This is a genomic window from Ruegeria sp. CH8 (assembly GCF_056536985.1).
Genome location: NZ_JBQFQR010000013.1, coordinates 86,046 through 101,725 on the forward strand (window position 1 = coordinate 86,046; position 15,680 = coordinate 101,725).

13 protein-coding genes and 1 pseudogene are annotated in these 15,680 nt (G+C 58.0%); 4 read left to right on the top strand and 10 right to left on the bottom strand.

Going from position 1 to position 15,680, the window contains the following annotated elements; all coding sequences use genetic code 11:
* Positions 1–1,122 carry a 3,4-dihydroxy-2-butanone-4-phosphate synthase gene (ribB, locus tag ACR0ER_RS15630; protein ID WP_480769729.1) on the bottom strand — a complete coding sequence of 374 codons (1,122 nt, stop codon included), beginning with the start codon at positions 1,120–1,122 and terminating at the stop codon, positions 1–3.
* A gap of 110 nt (positions 1,123–1,232) precedes the next feature.
* Positions 1,233–1,820 (bottom strand): riboflavin synthase, encoded by a 588-nt coding sequence (locus ACR0ER_RS15635; RefSeq protein WP_480769730.1) that lies wholly within the window; start codon positions 1,818–1,820, stop codon positions 1,233–1,235.
* 138 nt (positions 1,821–1,958) lie between these two features.
* On the opposite strand from ACR0ER_RS15635, the gene ACR0ER_RS15640 reads away from it, so the two are divergent.
* The 3 genes from ACR0ER_RS15640 (at position 1,959) to ACR0ER_RS15650 (ending at position 6,479) form a co-directional block, all read left to right on the top strand.
* Complete coding sequence (locus ACR0ER_RS15640) at positions 1,959–3,257, top strand: capsule biosynthesis protein (RefSeq protein ID WP_480769731.1); 1,299 nt, start codon at positions 1,959–1,961, stop codon at positions 3,255–3,257.
* 124 nt (positions 3,258–3,381) lie between these two features.
* On the top strand, positions 3,382–4,479 hold the full coding sequence (locus tag ACR0ER_RS15645; protein WP_480769732.1) for a polysaccharide biosynthesis/export family protein: 1,098 nt from the start codon (positions 3,382–3,384) through the stop codon (positions 4,477–4,479).
* The gene (locus tag ACR0ER_RS15650; RefSeq protein WP_480769733.1) at positions 4,479–6,479 is read left to right on the top strand and encodes a capsular polysaccharide biosynthesis protein; all 2,001 of its coding nucleotides are present in this window, start codon (positions 4,479–4,481) and stop codon (positions 6,477–6,479) included. Before ACR0ER_RS15645 ends, ACR0ER_RS15650 begins: the two co-directional genes overlap by 1 nt.
* Here the strand turns inward: ACR0ER_RS15650 and ribD are convergent.
* The 6 genes and pseudogenes from ribD to ACR0ER_RS15680 form a co-directional block, all read right to left on the bottom strand.
* The gene (gene ribD, locus ACR0ER_RS15655; protein ID WP_480769734.1) at positions 6,476–7,576 is read right to left on the bottom strand and encodes a bifunctional diaminohydroxyphosphoribosylaminopyrimidine deaminase/5-amino-6-(5-phosphoribosylamino)uracil reductase RibD; all 1,101 of its coding nucleotides are present in this window, start codon (positions 7,574–7,576) and stop codon (positions 6,476–6,478) included. The two genes, ACR0ER_RS15650 and ribD, sit on opposite strands and share 4 nt — an antisense overlap.
* Positions 7,573–8,043, bottom strand: coding sequence for a transcriptional regulator NrdR (nrdR, locus tag ACR0ER_RS15660; RefSeq protein ID WP_170792101.1), 471 nt, complete (start codon positions 8,041–8,043; stop codon positions 7,573–7,575). Before nrdR ends, ribD begins: the two co-directional genes overlap by 4 nt.
* Positions 8,044–8,164: 121 nt before the next feature.
* Positions 8,165–8,578, bottom strand: coding sequence for a secondary thiamine-phosphate synthase enzyme YjbQ (locus ACR0ER_RS15665; protein WP_480769735.1), 414 nt, complete (start codon positions 8,576–8,578; stop codon positions 8,165–8,167).
* An 18-nt stretch (positions 8,579–8,596) separates the two neighbouring features.
* Positions 8,597–8,995, bottom strand: a complete 399-nt coding sequence (locus ACR0ER_RS15670; protein WP_170330884.1) for a hypothetical protein — start codon at positions 8,993–8,995, stop codon at positions 8,597–8,599.
* A gap of 78 nt (positions 8,996–9,073) precedes the next feature.
* Positions 9,074–9,621, bottom strand: a pseudogene (locus tag ACR0ER_RS15675) (DUF4166 domain-containing protein).
* Complete coding sequence (locus ACR0ER_RS15680) at positions 9,622–10,059, bottom strand: thiol-disulfide oxidoreductase DCC family protein (protein WP_480769736.1); 438 nt, start codon at positions 10,057–10,059, stop codon at positions 9,622–9,624. It abuts the pseudogene before it with no gap.
* A gap of 315 nt (positions 10,060–10,374) precedes the next feature.
* On the opposite strand from ACR0ER_RS15680, the gene ACR0ER_RS15685 reads away from it, so the two are divergent.
* The gene (locus ACR0ER_RS15685; RefSeq protein WP_480769737.1) at positions 10,375–11,394 is read left to right on the top strand and encodes a helix-turn-helix domain-containing protein; all 1,020 of its coding nucleotides are present in this window, start codon (positions 10,375–10,377) and stop codon (positions 11,392–11,394) included.
* A 185-nt stretch (positions 11,395–11,579) separates the two neighbouring features.
* On the opposite strand, the gene rpoD is transcribed toward ACR0ER_RS15685, so the two are convergent.
* Both rpoD and dnaG read right to left on the bottom strand, forming a co-directional pair.
* A complete protein-coding gene (rpoD, locus tag ACR0ER_RS15690) occupies positions 11,580–13,568 on the bottom strand; it encodes an RNA polymerase sigma factor RpoD (RefSeq protein WP_480769738.1) in 1,989 nt (662 codons plus the stop codon).
* A gap of 114 nt (positions 13,569–13,682) precedes the next feature.
* Complete coding sequence (gene dnaG / locus ACR0ER_RS15695; protein WP_480769739.1) at positions 13,683–15,623, bottom strand: DNA primase; 1,941 nt, start codon at positions 15,621–15,623, stop codon at positions 13,683–13,685.
* Positions 15,624–15,680 lie beyond the last annotated feature (57 nt).

The following is a 15,680-nucleotide window of genomic DNA, read 5'->3' on the forward strand; positions in this document are numbered from 1 at the left end:
TCAGTCATCCTTGAGAATGGAGCGGGTGCCGACGATGGACAGGCCAAAGGCGTCGAGCCCCAGATATACGGTTTCAGGCGAGTCGGTCAGCAGCACCAGTTCCTGAATGCCCATCTTGGACAGGATCTGCGCGCCCAGACCGGTTTGCTTGATGGTGCGGGGGCCTTCGTCCTCGGCCGCATAAAGCGAGTTGCGCGGTTGGCGGAACAGGCAGACCACGCCGCGGCCTTCCTCGGCGATCTTTTCCATCGCACGGGGCAACTCGCGTGTGGACTTCGGACCAAGGCCCAGAATGTCCGGCGCTTCGTGCAGGGCGTGGGTGCGGGTCAGAACCGGCTCGGGCGTGGTGATATCGCCCTTGATCATCACGACGTGCTCGATGCCGTGGGTCTGGTCGGTGAACAGGCGCATTTCCCATTCGCCTCCATATTCCGACGTCACGGTCTCACGCGAGGTTTCGACCACCAGATTGTCATTGCGCGAGCGGTAGGTGATCAGGTCGCTAATCGTGCCGATCTTCATGTCGTGCTCATTAGCGAACTCTACCAGATCGGGCAGACGCGCCATGGTACCGTCGGCTTTCATGATCTCACAGATCACGCCCGAGGGGTTCAGCCCGGCAAGGCGCGAGATATCCACAGCGGCCTCGGTATGACCTGCGCGTACCAGCACCCCGCCCCGCTTGGCGCGCAGGGGGAAGATATGGCCGGGGGTGGCGATATGCGCCATCGTGTTCTGTTCGTTGATCGCGGTGGCCACGGTCAGCGCGCGGTCAGCGGCAGAGATACCGGTAGACACACCCTCACGCGCCTCAATCGACACGGTGAATGCGGTTTCGTGGCGGGACGAGTTGTTCACTGCCATCATCGGCAGGCCCAAGGCATCCACACGCTCGGCGGTCATCGGCAGGCAGATCAGCCCGCGCCCGTGGGTGGCCATAAAGTTAATCGCCTCGGCATTCGCAAACTCGGCCGCGATTACCAGATCGCCCTCATTCTCGCGGTCTTCGTGATCGACCAGAATATACATCCGGCCTTTGCGTGCCTCTTCGATGATCTCTTCGATCGGGCTGATCGCGGCGCGCAGTTGCGCTTCGACGGGTCCGGGGGTTTCAAAGCTCATGAGGCAGCCTTTCGCAGAGCATGTTTGAACGGGTGGATAGACCACGATGCGTCCAAAGGCCAGCCCGTAGACGGCAAGGCCCGGTCAGGACGCGACGTTGTTCCGTTGCTTCAGGACATCTCGGCCAGACGCGCGACGTAGCGGGCCAGCGTGTCGATCTCAAGGTTCACTTTGTCGCCGACCGAGACATCCCCCCAGGTCGTGACCTCTTTGGTGTGCGGGATAAAGTTGATACCAAAGTCACAGCCATCCACATCGTTGACGGTCAGCGAGGTACCGTTCAGCGCAACCGACCCCTTGGGCGCGATGAAGCGCGCCAGTTCCTTGGGTGCGCGCAGGGTGACACGGGTGCTGTCGCCTTCGTCCTGCATGGCGACAACTTCGGCCACGCCATCCACGTGACCCGACACGATATGCCCGCCCAATTCGTCACCAACCTTCAGGGCGCGTTCCAGATTGACGCGCTTGCCGATCTGCCAGCTGTCCAGGTTGGTTTTCGAAACCGTCTCGGCGCTGATCTGAACGTCATACCAGTCATCGCCCAGCGCGATCACAGTCAGGCAGACACCGTCGCTTGCAATCGAGGCCCCAATATCGATACCCGCCGTGTCATAGGACGTCTTGATCCGGGCCCGCAGATCGCCCTGTTGATCCAATTCGGTGACGGTGCCCACATCGGTAACGATCCCTGTAAACATTCCGCTAACCCTTTTTTCTTAACATGGCCCAGTGTTCCACGCCGAGGTAAGCCCAACCGGCCTTTCGGGCAAGCCCCACCTTGCCGCCAAAACCCGAAACGGGCATAATTTCATCAACAAACGGCAAGAGCAGAAATGATGTCATCCCCTGCAAAAGGCGCAAAACGCCGTGTCTTCCTGTTTCTGCAGGGGCCTCATGGACCGTTTTTCAGCGGGCTTGGTCGGATGTTGCGCTCCACGGGGGCCGAGGTCTGGCGCGTCGGTTTCAACGCAGGCGATCAGGCGTTCTGGTTCGACAAGTCCTCATACATTCCATTCCGCGACGCACCCGAACACTGGCGGGATCGGCTTTTGGAATTGATCGACGAACGAAACGTCACGGATATCGTCCTTTACGGCGACACCCGTCCGGTTCATTCCAAAGCGGTGAAGGTCGCGAAGGCCAAAGGCGTCACCGTCCATGTCTTCGAGGAAGGCTATTTGCGCCCATGGTGGGTGACATATGAACGGTTCGGCTCGAACGGCAACTCGCGGCTGATGTCTCTGGACGTTCAGCAAATGCAGCATGCACTGGATCAATCTGTTCTGCAGGTGCCACCGCCACCGTCACATTGGGGGGATATGCGGCAACACATCTTTTATGGCGCACTGTATCATTGGTTCGTACTGTTCTTGAACCAAAGTTACCGAAACTTTCGGCGGCACCGGGACCTGCCTGTGTCAAAGGAATTCAGGCTGTATTTCAAACGTCTGGCCTTGATGCCATTTCACCGGATACAGCGCCGCTGGGCGACGGCGCGAGTGCTTGGAAACGGTCACCCCTACCATCTGATCCTGTTGCAGCTGGGGCATGACAGTTCGGTTCAGGCTCATTCGGACTATTCCTGCATGTCCGATTTTCTTGAGGACGTGTTTCGGGGTTTCGCAAAAGGCGCCCCGGCGCATCACCGGCTGGTGGTGAAGGAACACCCGCTTGAAAACCATCGCGAGCCCCTGCACCGCCGCGTGCGCCAGATGGCAAAGGCGCATGGTATTTCAGACCGTGTGCACTACGTACCCGGCGGGAAACTCGCCAAGCTGCTGGATGGGGCTAACTCTGCCGTCACGATCAACTCGACCGCCGGGCAGCAGGTTCTTTGGCGCGGCATTCCACTGCGTATTTTCGGCAGGTCAGTCTATGACAAACCCGAATTCGTGTCGCGGCAGCCGCTGGCTGCATTCTTTGCCGACCCGATGCCGCCAGATCGGGACGCCTATCAAAGCTATCGCCGCTTTCTGCTGAAAACCAGCCAACTACCCGGCGGTTTCTATTCACACCGTGGTCGCCGGCAATTGCTGCGGGGCGTGGCGGACATGATACTGGATACCACTGACCCTTATCAGTCCGTCCTGAGCGACAAAGAGGCGCTGACGCCACAGTTGAACCTGGTTGAATGAAATCGACCGGTTGGCGCTAGAAGTTGTCGTGTGAACCGAGTAGCCTGCGCCAAACAAAAGACCATACAAAGACGACTGAGGATTACCGGCAGTGCAGCGCTTTCCAATCCGATGGATACGGGGAATGTCCCTTGTGGCCGCAATCGGCCTGCTGGCCGCGTGTCAGCTTCCCAAGGCGGGCCCCAACAAAACCGAGATTTTGTCAGGCTCGACGGCCAATGGCGGCAATGCTTTTGTGGTCGAGGTTGACGACCGGGTCACCCGGGCAACGTCGGCTATTCCGCAATATGGGTTTTCGCGCGCCTTTAGCAGCGCGCAAAACCTGACTGCAGATACAGTGCGCCCCGGCGATATCTTGGGTTTGACGATCTGGGAAAACGTCGATGACGGGTTGTTGTCCAGCGAACTCGGCGGAGCTACGGCCCTTGAGCAAGTTCAGGTGGATAGCGACGGGTTTATCTTTGTGCCCTATGCGGGTCGCATTCGGGCCGCCGGTAACACGCCCGAACAACTCCGCCAACTAATCACCACTAAACTGCAGGATCAAACGCCCGATCCGCAGGTCGAAGTACGCCGCACCGCAGGCAACGGGTCAACCGTTTCCCTTACCGGAGAAATCGGCGTGCCGGGCGTTTATCCGATTGAACGGCCCAGCAGAACTTTGCTTGGGATGTTGTCCCAGGCGGGTGGTGTCGCCGTTGGTTCAGACATCGCACTGGTCACGCTGATCCGAGGAAATGACCGAGGAACCGTTTGGTACGATGACTTGTTCCGTAACCCCAAGCTGGACGTGGCATTGCGCGGCGGCGATCGCATTCTGGTCGAGGCCGACAGTCGATCCTATATAGCACTGGGTGCGACCGGCCAGTCTCGCGTGGCGTTTGACACACAGGACTTGACCGCGCTGGAAGCATTGGCGCAGGTGGGAGGACTGCAATCCCTGTCCTCGGACCCAACCGGTATCTTCGTTCTGCGCAAGGAACGGCAAGACATCGCCAGAACGGTCATGGGACGTCAGGATTTGCAAGGAGATCAGCGCATGATCTACCTTTTGAACCTTACAGCGCCCAATGGGTTGTTCATCGCCCGCGATTTCGTCATTCGGGATGATGATACGATTTATGTGACCGAAGCTCCGTATGCACAGTGGAGTAAGTCGATCTCACTGATCGCCGGTGGCCTGACGCCGGTTGCAAACGTTGCCACACTGACGGGCGGCTGATGCACGCTGACGAGACAGCCGGGACACAGCGTACCCGGCTGTTTGTCTATAACGGCGGTTTCCTGACCCAACGCCGCGTGCGGCGTATGCTGAACCTCTCTGGTTATGACATTCGTATTGGCCTTCCCCGCGAGGGCGATGTCGTCGGCGTTTGGGGCAACAGCCCGACGGCCCATCGCGGCCTGGCGATCGCCGCCCGACACAATACGCTGGTTCTGCGGGTCGAGGATTCTTTTCTGCGTTCGTTGCATCCAGGAAGGGTTGGCGAGCCCCCGTTGGGCCTTCTGCTCGACCGGTCCGGGGTACACTTCGATCCGGCTCAGCCATCCGATCTTGAGACGTTGCTGGCCACGCATCCGCTGGACGACACCGCTCTGTTGAACCGGGCCAGATATGGCATCGAACGCATGCGCGAGTTGCACCTAAGTAAGTATTCAGCCGTCGACCCTACCCTCCCGCCACCCGACCCCGGCTATGTTCTGGTGGTCGATCAGGCTGACAATGATGCCTCTGTGACCGCCAGCAAAGGAGATTACACCCGCTTTCGCGAAATGCTGGTTATCGCGCAGGAAGAAAATCCCGGCGCTCGCATTCTGATCAAAACGCATCCGGAAACCGTTGCGGGATATCGCAGCGGATATTTCTCGGATCAGGACTTGTCCGACAGAGTTGCGTTTTTCAGCACTCCGATCAGCCCATGGCTCCTGCTGGACGGCGCGGTGGGTGTCTACACCCTGTCGTCGCAATTTGGGTTCGAAGCCATTTTGGCCGGGCACAAACCACGAGTCTTCGGCCAGCCGTTCTATGCCGGATGGGGCCTGACACAAGACGAAGAACACTTTCCGCGCCGACAACGCAACCTGACCCGAGCGCAACTGTTCGCCGCTGCAATGATCCTCTGCCCCAGTTGGTATGATCCTTACAGGGACCGACTATGCGAACTGGAAACTGTTCTGGATACGCTTGAGGCACAAACGAGCTCATGGCGGCAGGATCACAAGGGATGGACTGCGTCAGGCATGCGCCTGTGGAAGCGCAAGCATCTGCAACAGATGTTCGGGCGTGAAAAGAAGATCAGGTTTACCTCTGGGCCCCCGGATTCGTCGGATCGCCCCCATATGGTCTGGGCCAACCACGCGCGTGATGCCGAAAACGCTGTCAGGATCGAGGATGGGTTTTTACGGTCACGCGGGCTTGGCGCCAACCTTGTGCCTCCGCTTTCCCTGGCCACAGATGATTTGGGTATCTATTACGATCCAACGCGTCCAAGTCGATTGGAGGAACTGGTCGCAAAGCGTGTGACTCTGCGTCCGGATCAGGAATTGCGGGCCGAGCGGCTGGTGGCCCATATCGTCAGCGACCAACTCAGCAAGTACAACATCGGAGGTACTCCCCCGGACCTGCCCGACGGACATCGCATTCTGGTGCCCGGTCAGGTTCATGACGATGCTTCAATCCTGTTGGGCACAACAACCGTGCGCACGAATAACGACTTGCTGCGCGCAACACGCGAGGCGAACCCGAACGCGATCCTGATCTACAAACCGCATCCAGATGTCGAGGCCGGATTGCGCGAAGGTGAGATTGAAGACGAGAGCCTTGCCGACATCATCGCCAGCAACACCGACCCCGCCGCTTTGCTGGCACAAGTGCAAGAGGTTTGGACAATGACCTCACTGCTCGGGTTTGAAGCGCTCCTGCGTGGTGTCCGTGTCACCACCCTCGGCGCACCTTTCTACGCCGGATGGGGCCTGACGCAGGATCTGGGAACAGTCCCGGCACGGCGGGGGGCTCGACCGTCTCTGCATGGACTGGTGCACGCAGCGCTCATCGATTACCCGCGTTATCTGGATCCGGTCACCGGACAGCCCTGCCCTGTCGAGGTTGCAATTCAACGCCTGACTGAAGGGTACGAACGCAAAGGTGGTCCCGCGCTGCGACTACTTTCTAAACTGCAGGGCGCGTTTGCCACGAACGCACATCTGTGGCGTCGCCGTTAACGCAGCAACCGCGCCCAACGATGCAGCACGTCCGGCCCGATAGCGCGAGTTTCGATCAACTCAAACCGCGGTGCCGCATTGAGAGTCTCCAACCCAAGTGACCCAACGGCCGGCAAGCCTTCGGCCCCGATCGTCAGCCCCGCGCTGAATCCTACAAGCTCATCCACAAGATCTTCAGCCAGCAACGAAGCAGCCAACGCTGACCCGCCTTCGCAGAAGACGCGTGTCAGCCCCGCGTGCCCCAGCTGTTGCAGCAGATCCTTGGCATCGATGTGGTGCTCTTGCAGTGCACAAGGGATCAAACGTGCGCCTAACCCCTCCCAAGCGCGCGCGCGCTCGGGGTCCGGAGACGGGCCATGGCACAGCCACACCGGTATTTGCGACGCCGTGCGGGCCAAATGCCCCATAAGCGGGATATCCAGATGGCGTGAGACGACAACCCGCACCGGTTGCGACTCGATCCCCAGATCGCGGACCGTCAAAGAGGGATCATCCGCCCGCGCCGTCCCTGCCCCTACAATCACCGCATCGTGACGCGCACGCATGGCATGCACCGCCCGCCGCGCTTTTGGTCCGGTAATCCACTGGCTGTGACCGGTGGATGTCGCGATACGTCCGTCAAAACTGCTGGCCAACTTGAGTGTAACGAACGGTCGCCCCTGTTCCGTTTTCAGAAAGAACCCAGCATGGTCTCGCGCTGCCTGCTCGGCCAGAACGCCGGTGGTGACCTCGATCCCCGCCTCTCGCAGCATGGCAAAGCCCTGCCCCGCCACACGCGGATCGCTGTCCTCAATAGCCGAGACAACGCGGGACACGCCCGCTTTGATCAAAGCCTCGGCACAGGGCGGCGTTTTTCCGTAGTGAGAACAGGGTTCCAATGAAACATAGGCTGTTGCGCCTCGGGCGGCCTCTCCGGCCTGCGCCAAGGCCTGTGGTTCGGCATGCGGACGGCCACCGGGTTGGGTCCAGCCGCGTCCGACAATCCGGCCATCGCGCACAATGACACAGCCCACTGCGGGGTTAGGCCAACACGTCCCTTGGCCGCGCTGGCCCAAAGACAAAGCCAGCGCCATAAATCGCTTATCAGTTTCGCTCACTCGTCCGTCGAAGGCTGCGGCGGGCGCAGTTCGTGGACAAACTCCTCGAAATCATCGGCCGCCTGGAAATTCTTGTACACGCTTGCAAAACGAACATAGGCCACGGTGTCAATCCGCGCCAGAGCTTCCATGACGATCTCGCCGATCTTGTTGGACGGGATATCGGTTTCGCCCATGCTTTCCAAACGGCGGACGATACCAGAAATCATCTGGTCGATCCGATCCGGTTCAATCGGTCGTTTCTGCATCGAAATCCGGATCGAGCGTTCCAGCTTATCCCGGTCGAAATCTTCACGTTTTCCATTGGTTTTGATCACCACCAGATCGCGCAGCTGTACACGCTCATAAGTGGTGAACCGCCCCCCACATGCGGGACAAAACCGGCGTCGGCGGATCGCGACGTGATCCTCTGCCGGGCGTGAATCTTTGACCTGAGTGTCGATATTTCCGCAAAACGGGCAGCGCATCCGCCGTCTCCTCGTCCCTTGTTCGGCCTCTTTTTGTAAGCTATGCCGCTTACTTATCCACAACTATAGGGTAGCCGCTAGGATTTGGGTAGTCGGAATTTTTTACCGCTATATCGTGAGTCTATGCAAAATGCGCCGCAACCTTTCGGCGATGCGGCGCTGAGCGATGCTCGAACAGATAAATCCCCTGCCACGTGCCCAGAACAGGATGCCCAGATGCGACTGGGATCGACAGCGACACGGGCAAAAGTGCGGCTTTGATATGGGCGGGCATATCGTCTGGGCCTTCATAAGTGTGCCGCAAATACGCCATTGCCGGATGATCCGACGGCGGTACTAGCCGATCAAAAAAGGCACGCAAGTCTGTCTGCACTTCCGGGTCCGCGTTTTCCTGAATGATCAGCGAACAGGAGGTGTGCCGTACGAACAGTGTCAGCAGACCATAGCCCTCGACCGAATTGAGCCAGTTACGCACGTCCGAGGTAAATTCGTAAAGGCCCGGGCCGTGGGTTGAAATCACTAACTCGGTCTGCATCAGGCGGACACCCTTTTATCACCGTATGAAGGGGCGCACGTTGCAGCGGCCATTGGCGGCCGAAACGGACATATTGAACCCAGGTTGAAACCCTGTCGTAATGACACCACCGCTTTGTTGCGGAACCCCCTCTGGCGGCGTGAGCGAGAATTGCACAGCTGTTCTTCGGCCTGTCGCCTCGCTGGGGCCGTAGCCACGCTTGACGTAAATTCGCTGCTGCCAGCTTGCCCCCAATGTCCTGCGCGCAAAGTCTGAGGCCGCGCACCAGTACCCGTCTACATCGGTGCGCCCCCTTGGGATCACTTCAAACTCCGTATTGCTCAGCGCGACGGTCTGAAACCCAAACCGGGCGAACGTGGCCGAAGCCGGAGTGCTCAGCATCATCGCCGCCAATACTGCATACATAACCTTTTTCATAATCAAACTCTTTCCTGTTTCGAGGTAAGCATTGACCTAGTTTACTTTAAATTCAGACAAAGACGCTTCACGATGAATTCAGCCCGTTCCTAGCTGGTCGTGAACGGGTGCCAGCCAGCCGCGATACCTGATTAGACAGTCCAGCATCGGCATTTCAGCCGACACATCAAACCCAAAATGCCCGATTTCGTCCTGCCAATCTACAGTTGAAGACGCGGCAGAAGGAATGCCGGGCAGCGGATTCCCAGAACACTGAGACGCCTTATATGTATCAACAGGCGCCCGTCAAAGACTTCAGGCACCAACCAAATGGACAAAAAGCCCAATTGTTCACGAACACATTCGGCACCGTGATCAAAAGTTAGCCGGGATCGCATGGTGTGGCCGTCAAAGTCGCGAACCCATCGCCATTCATGCCCTGCACGATCTATCGTGACCTGCACCGGGATGTCGGCGGCGTCTGGCGGGAAGCGCCCAAGACGCAATACCAATGCAATTAACCTGCTCTTGCCCCCGGCAACACTGCACCGCCCGACGTACAGCCCCGGGGCCTCATGCAACTGCCTTACCGCAGGCGGCAGAACGGACTGGGAAGGCAGGGATTGCAAAAAAGGGTCGGGATGCACTCAAAACCCCTCAGGCAGAAACCGGGACTGCAATGAAGCGTCCGGGATCAAACAGGTCTGCGTGCGCCCAAAGACTTTGTACCTGTTTCGCGCAATTGAGTGATAGAGCGGGTCCTTGAGCCATCTTGGCAGGAACCGACACAAAGACAGAACTGGCCATGCTCCCGGCAAGCTTTTCATTGCGGCGGCGAATGCATCCAAACGCTGATGAACTTTGCCATTGACGATAACAAGATTGGTTTCAAAATCCCGCGCTGGAAGACCGAGTTCACGATATAGCCGTTGCCCTAAAGGCGACTGCGCCGTTGCGAACTTAAAGCGATGCGTTTTATCTCGCGCCAACATGAAGCGGAAAAACCCCGAACACAGGACACATTCCCCATCAAATACAATGACATCCTGAATATTCTTTAAACTGGCAGAAACAGGGTTTGGCATATCTTTGGCCCGATAACGCTCGGACCAACCCTTTCATTCCGGTCCAGACCGAACAATGCGACAAGAGGACTTGCCCGCGATCCAAGAGAGTAGTTGTGCCGGGGAGCCACCGGAACTGGTGAATTTCCAGGGCTCTGCCCGCTCCCCAACAAGGCACTGACCCGACAACGGGCGGAAAATACAAAATATTCAGCCTCGGGTCTTGTTTTCATCCGCCAAAACTATTCGAATTCCGGACAATAGATTTGCTAAGATCAAGACAAACGTATCCCGCGCTCGACTTGAAGTCTCCTTGAGTAAACGGTGGTCAATCCGATGGAAGTAGATATCGCCCGCATTCAATTGTTGGCTTCAGCACTTGATCAAAGAACGAAGGACACCGATCTGACCGATCGCGTCCTTGAAAAATGCGACCTGTCCCGCGAAACCATCGCTCCTCCGGCAACTGTCTATACAGCCCATCAAGAGGCTCTGTTCGTACGTTATGCTTGCGATGCGCTTGGGGATGTAACATTTGCAGCGCAGGCTGGGTTGCAGTTTAAGTCCACGTCGAGTCTGACCGCCTATATCAGTAAGTATTCCCGTGACCTGCGGCAGGTCATGGAGAATACATCTCGTTTTCATAGGATCATTGATCCAGCCCTCATGTTCAGCCTACGTCTTGCAGGTAACTTCGCCACCATCGAGGCCGATTGGAAAGACGCTGGTTTTGCCCGGTATCATCGGAGGACCGAGTTCCTGATGTTCGCAGGCTTGTCTCGAATGCGCACGTTGACGCAAGCTAATTTCTTTCCCATCGAACTAAGATTTCAACACGAAGTCGGTGAAAGCCGGTTAAAGTTTGAAAAGCTTGCAGGATTTCCCGTTGTGTTTGGCGCAGAACGACTTGAGATTGTTCTGGCGCCGTCCGCGCTTGATTTGCCGGTTCCGACCTATGACTCGAACCTCCGGGCGCATCTTCTGGAGTATGGAGAACGCGTTCTGGCCGAGCGACACTCGCCCGAGCAAAAACTGCGAGCGCAAGTCGAAGGGCTGATCACCCGGTCGATGCCAGGCGCGGTTATCAACGCCGACGAGGCCGCCGCCAATCTGGGGATGAGTTCACGCACGTTTGCACGCCGCCTCAAAGACGAAGGGGTCAGCTATCGCGATATCGTCGATGACCTGCGATGCGATCTGGCGCAGACTTTCATTACCAATGGGATGCCATTGTCCGAGATTGCTTTTTCCTTGGGCTATTCCGATCAGCCTGCGTTTTCGACAGCTTTCAAACGCTGGACCGGTCAAGCACCCAGCACATTCCGCAGCCGCCTGGATTTCCCCCAAAACCCGTAAAGCGGGTGGCCGGGGGTCATCAGCGGCACAGCCTCGCCCCGGCCTGTCCCATGAGTGGACACCGGAGATATAGAGGCGCTGCCTGAACAGAACTTGTGAGTTGCCGCCAAATTGATCTTTGAACCGGTCAATGTGAAGAGTTCCGTCTGAAAGAAAAAGGCGCCTCGATTGAGGCGCCTTTCAATTCACTGATCCAGGAAGGATCGTAGTTTTCGAGACCGGCTCGGGTGTTTCAGTTTACGCAGCGCCTTCGCTTCGATCTGACGAATACGTTCGCGGGTCACGCTGAACTGTTGGCCAACCTCTTCCAGCGTATGGTCGGTATTCATGCCAATGCCAAAGCGCATCCGCAGAACCCGTTCCTCACGCGGGGTAAGCGAGGCCAGAACCCGGGTCGTGGTTTCCTTGAGGTTCTCCTGAATCGCGCTGTCCAGAGGCAGCACCGCATTCTTGTCCTCGATGAAATCGCCCAGCTGGCTGTCTTCTTCGTCACCAATCGGCGTCTCAAGCGAGATCGGCTCCTTGGCAATTTTCATCACCTTGCGCACTTTCTCAAGTGGCATCTGCAGCTTTTCGGCCAGTTCTTCCGGCGTCGGTTCGCGGCCAATTTCGTGCAGCATCTGACGGCCGGTCCGGACCAGTTTGTTGATCGTTTCGATCATGTGGACCGGAATACGGATTGTCCGCGCCTGATCTGCGATCGAGCGTGTGATCGCCTGACGAATCCACCACGTCGCATAGGTCGAGAACTTGTAGCCACGGCGGTATTCGAACTTGTCCACGGCCTTCATCAGGCCGATGTTACCTTCCTGAATAAGATCAAGGAATTGCAGGCCACGGTTCGTGTACTTTTTGGCGATTGAGATCACCAAACGCAGGTTGGCTTCGACCATTTCCTTCTTGGCCTGCCGCGCCTCTTTCTCGCCCTTCTGAACCTGCTGCACGATGCGGCGGAATTCGCTGATATCCAGACCGACATACTGACCGACCTGAGCCATGTCGTTGCGCAGTTCTTCAACCTTGGCAGTCGAGCGTTCGATAAACATCTGCCAACCCCGGCCCGGCTTTTCGGCCATCTCGGTCAGCCAGTTCGGGTCCAGTTCGCGGCCACGATAGGCGTCAATGAACTCACGACGGTTGATACGGGCCTGGTCGGCCAGTTTCACCATCGAGCTGTCCAGCGACATGATGCGGCGGTTGATGCCATAAAGCTGGTCAATCAGGGCTTCGATACGGTTGTTGTGCAGGTGAAGACCATTCACCAGTTCAACGATCTCAGCACGCAGCTTCTGATAGGTCTCTTCATCCTTCTCACTGAAGGATCCATCCTCGTTCAGGGTCGCTGAAATCCGGCTGTCCTGCATTTCCGACAACATCGAGAAGTCGGTCGAAATCCGCTCCAGCGTGGTCAGAACCTGATCTTTCAGGGCCGCTTCCATCGCTGCCAGCGACATGTTGGCCTGATCGTCGTCGTCATCGTCGTCGTCATTGGCAATCGGGTTGCCATCAGCGTCTAGTTCCGGCCCCGTGTCTTTGGCAGGTTTGGCCGCCTGCACCGCCGAAGTGTCAACGACCGGTTCTTCAACATCACCGTCTTCGTCCATCTGGTTGCCGAACGTGGCCTCCAGATCGATGACGTCGCGCAACAGAATGTCTTCGGACAAAAGTTCGTCGTGCCAGATCGTGATCGCCTGGAACGTCAGCGGGCTTTCGCAAAGCCCGGCAATCATCGTGTTACGCCCGGCTTCGATCCGCTTGGCGATGGCTATCTCGCCCTCGCGGCTTAGCAGTTCAACCGATCCCATCTCGCGCAGATACATGCGGACGGGGTCGTCGGTGCGATCCAGCTTTTCAGTGGCGGCCCCGGCCAGCGCAACCTCGCGGTTGCTTTCGGTAGTGGCCAGTTCGGTCGAGCCTTTGTTCTCTTCCTCTTCGGCCTCTTCATCTTCGATGATGTTGATGCCCATCTCGGACAGCATCGACATAACGTCTTCGATCTGTTCCGAGCTGACTTGATCCGGCGGCAGCACCTGATTGAGCTGGTCGTACGTGATGTAGCCTTTCTCGCGGGCCTCGGCGATCATCTTCTTGACCTGGGCCTGGCTCATATCCAGCGAGATTTCCTGTTCCTGCTCGTCAGATTTGCGATCTTCGGTCGTGTCTTTGGCGGCCATTCAATGCTCCTGCAGGGATGGGTGATTCGTTTGCACCGAATCATTAGCGCGTAGAAGTGATTCGGCCACCCGTTTACCTGTTTTTCTTTTCCAGTGCCTTACGAAAACACCACTTTACCGGCGTTTCCGTTCAAAATTGATCCCGGACATGATTGCCTTAAACGCGTCTTTCTCGTCGCGGTTGATTCGCGCGCCGTTGTCGGCGATGTCGAAAACGGCCCTGTCCTCATTCTGGCTGCGGCTTGTGCGGTTTCGCTCTTCGGCGGCCTGTGCCAGCCGATATGTCAGCGCCTCATCGGCCAGATCGGACAGTTCCTCTTCAGCTTCGGCAATCTCAGCATCCAACCCCCTGAGAGCTTTGATCTTTGCGAGTTCCTCGGCCAGCGTCATCTCGGCCTTTTCAACGTCGCCCGGTTTATACACACAGGGGATTACTGCGACATGGCGAAGGGCCAACAGGTTTTCAAGGGCTTCAGGCCCCAAAGTTTCAGCAATGTGGTCCTGCAGGTGATCCGGGTCATCAATTGCATGACGCAGAATGGCGTGACGCAGGGCCGCGTGGTCGGGATCGCGGCACTCCATCTCTTCTAACTGGTGCTCGAATTGCACGACAACCTGCGGGTTCAGCGCGGCAATGGCCAGAATGGCGGCTTCGCGCAGCTGGATTTCCGCTCCCTCAGATGAGGCCAGAAAAGAAGCCCGCGCGCCCGGTGTCGCGGCGGGTTTGGGCTGCCATTTGCCCTTCGGTTGCCAGGGACGGTTCTGCCGCTGCGGACGGAACAGTTGCCAACGCAGGTCTTTAATCTCTTGTCCATAGTGCGAGCGGATCGATGGGTCTCGGATCAGTTTGATCTTGTCCCGCAGCACTTTGTCCAACGCCGCCTTACGTTCGGGGCTGTCAAACACCTTGCCTTCGGTCTCGCGCTGCCACAGCAGCTTGACCATGGGGATGGCGCCATCCAACACGGCCTGCACGGCCCCTGCCCCTTCGGCGCGCAACAGGTCGTCCGGGTCCTTGCCTTCGGGCATCAGCGCAAAGCGCAGGGATTTGCCGGCTTCCAGCAGCGGCAGTGCCAGATCGACCGCCCGCATGGCGGCGCGCAGACCGGCGGTGTCCCCATCCAGTGCAATGATCGGCTCGTCCGAAATACGCCAAAGCAGTTGCAACTGATGCTCGGTGATCGCTGTCCCCAAAGGCGCAACCGATGCGCCAAACCCGGCCTCAGCCAGTGCGATCACATCCATATAGCCTTCGGCCACGATCAAGGGCTGCCCCTTCCCCGCCCCCTGCCGCGCGGGGCCGTGGTTGTAGAGGCTGCGGCCTTTGTCGAACAGCTCGGTCTCGGGTGAGTTCAGGTATTTGGCATTGTCATTCGGGTCCATCGCCCGTCCGCCAAAGGCAATGCACCGCCCGCGCGGATCGCGGATTGGGAACATGATCCGGTTGCGGAACGTGTCATAGGGCTTTTTGCCCTTGTTTGACGGCTTGGCCAGACCGGCCCCGAGGATAAGGTCCTCGGCCACGTTCTTGCCGCGCAGATGATCCCACAACGCTTGCCAGCCATCGGGGGCAAATCCGATCTCCCACCGGTCCAACGCCTGCGCGTCCAACCCACGGCGGGTCAGGTAGTCACGCGCTGCCGCCCCTGCTCCGGTCTTGAGTTGCAGGCGGAAGAACTGCACCGCCTGCTCCATCACCTCGGCCAGTTGCGAGCGGCGATCCTGTTTCTCTTGCGCTTTGGGATCGCGCGCGGGCATCGGCATCCCGGCCTCACGCGCCAGAATCTCGACAGCTTCGATGAACGAGACATTCTCGGTCTCTTTTACGAAGTTGATTGCGTCGCCTTTGGCGTGGCAGCCAAAGCAGTAATAGAACCCCTTTTGGTCATCGACATGGAACGACGCCGTCTTTTCGTGGTGGAATGGGCACGGCGCCCACATGTCGCCCTTGCCCTGATTGGACTTGCGCTGATCCCACATGACTTTGCGCCCAACGACCTGAGACAGGCTCAGACGGGTGCGCAGTTCATCAAGAAAACCGGGGGGCAGTGACATGGGTCAAACCTGACAGAAATGAAAACGCGCGCCAAGGGGATGGCGCGCGGTTGTCCA

What these genes read in the sequence shown, in the direction of transcription:
- ACR0ER_RS15645 (WP_480769732.1), top strand. Translation starts at nt 3,382, where the DNA reads ATGTCCCTTGTGGCCGCAATCGGCCTGCTGGCCGCGTGTCAGCTTCCC.
- nrdR (WP_170792101.1), bottom strand. Translation starts at nt 8,043, where the DNA reads ATGCGCTGCCCGTTTTGCGGAAATATCGACACTCAGGTCAAAGATTCA.
- rpoD (WP_480769738.1), bottom strand. Translation starts at nt 13,568, where the DNA reads ATGGCCGCCAAAGACACGACCGAAGATCGCAAATCTGACGAGCAGGAA.
- ACR0ER_RS15635 (WP_480769730.1), bottom strand. Translation starts at nt 1,820, where the DNA reads ATGTTTACAGGGATCGTTACCGATGTGGGCACCGTCACCGAATTGGAT.
- ribB (WP_480769729.1), bottom strand. Translation starts at nt 1,122, where the DNA reads ATGAGCTTTGAAACCCCCGGACCCGTCGAAGCGCAACTGCGCGCCGCG.
- ACR0ER_RS15685 (WP_480769737.1), top strand. Translation starts at nt 10,375, where the DNA reads ATGGAAGTAGATATCGCCCGCATTCAATTGTTGGCTTCAGCACTTGAT.
- ACR0ER_RS15680 (WP_480769736.1), bottom strand. Translation starts at nt 10,059, where the DNA reads ATGCCAAACCCTGTTTCTGCCAGTTTAAAGAATATTCAGGATGTCATT.
- ACR0ER_RS15670 (WP_170330884.1), bottom strand. Translation starts at nt 8,995, where the DNA reads ATGAAAAAGGTTATGTATGCAGTATTGGCGGCGATGATGCTGAGCACT.
- ACR0ER_RS15640 (WP_480769731.1), top strand. Translation starts at nt 1,959, where the DNA reads ATGTCATCCCCTGCAAAAGGCGCAAAACGCCGTGTCTTCCTGTTTCTG.
- dnaG (WP_480769739.1), bottom strand. Translation starts at nt 15,623, where the DNA reads ATGTCACTGCCCCCCGGTTTTCTTGATGAACTGCGCACCCGTCTGAGC.
- ACR0ER_RS15650 (WP_480769733.1), top strand. Translation starts at nt 4,479, where the DNA reads ATGCACGCTGACGAGACAGCCGGGACACAGCGTACCCGGCTGTTTGTC.
- ACR0ER_RS15665 (WP_480769735.1), bottom strand. Translation starts at nt 8,578, where the DNA reads ATGCAGACCGAGTTAGTGATTTCAACCCACGGCCCGGGCCTTTACGAA.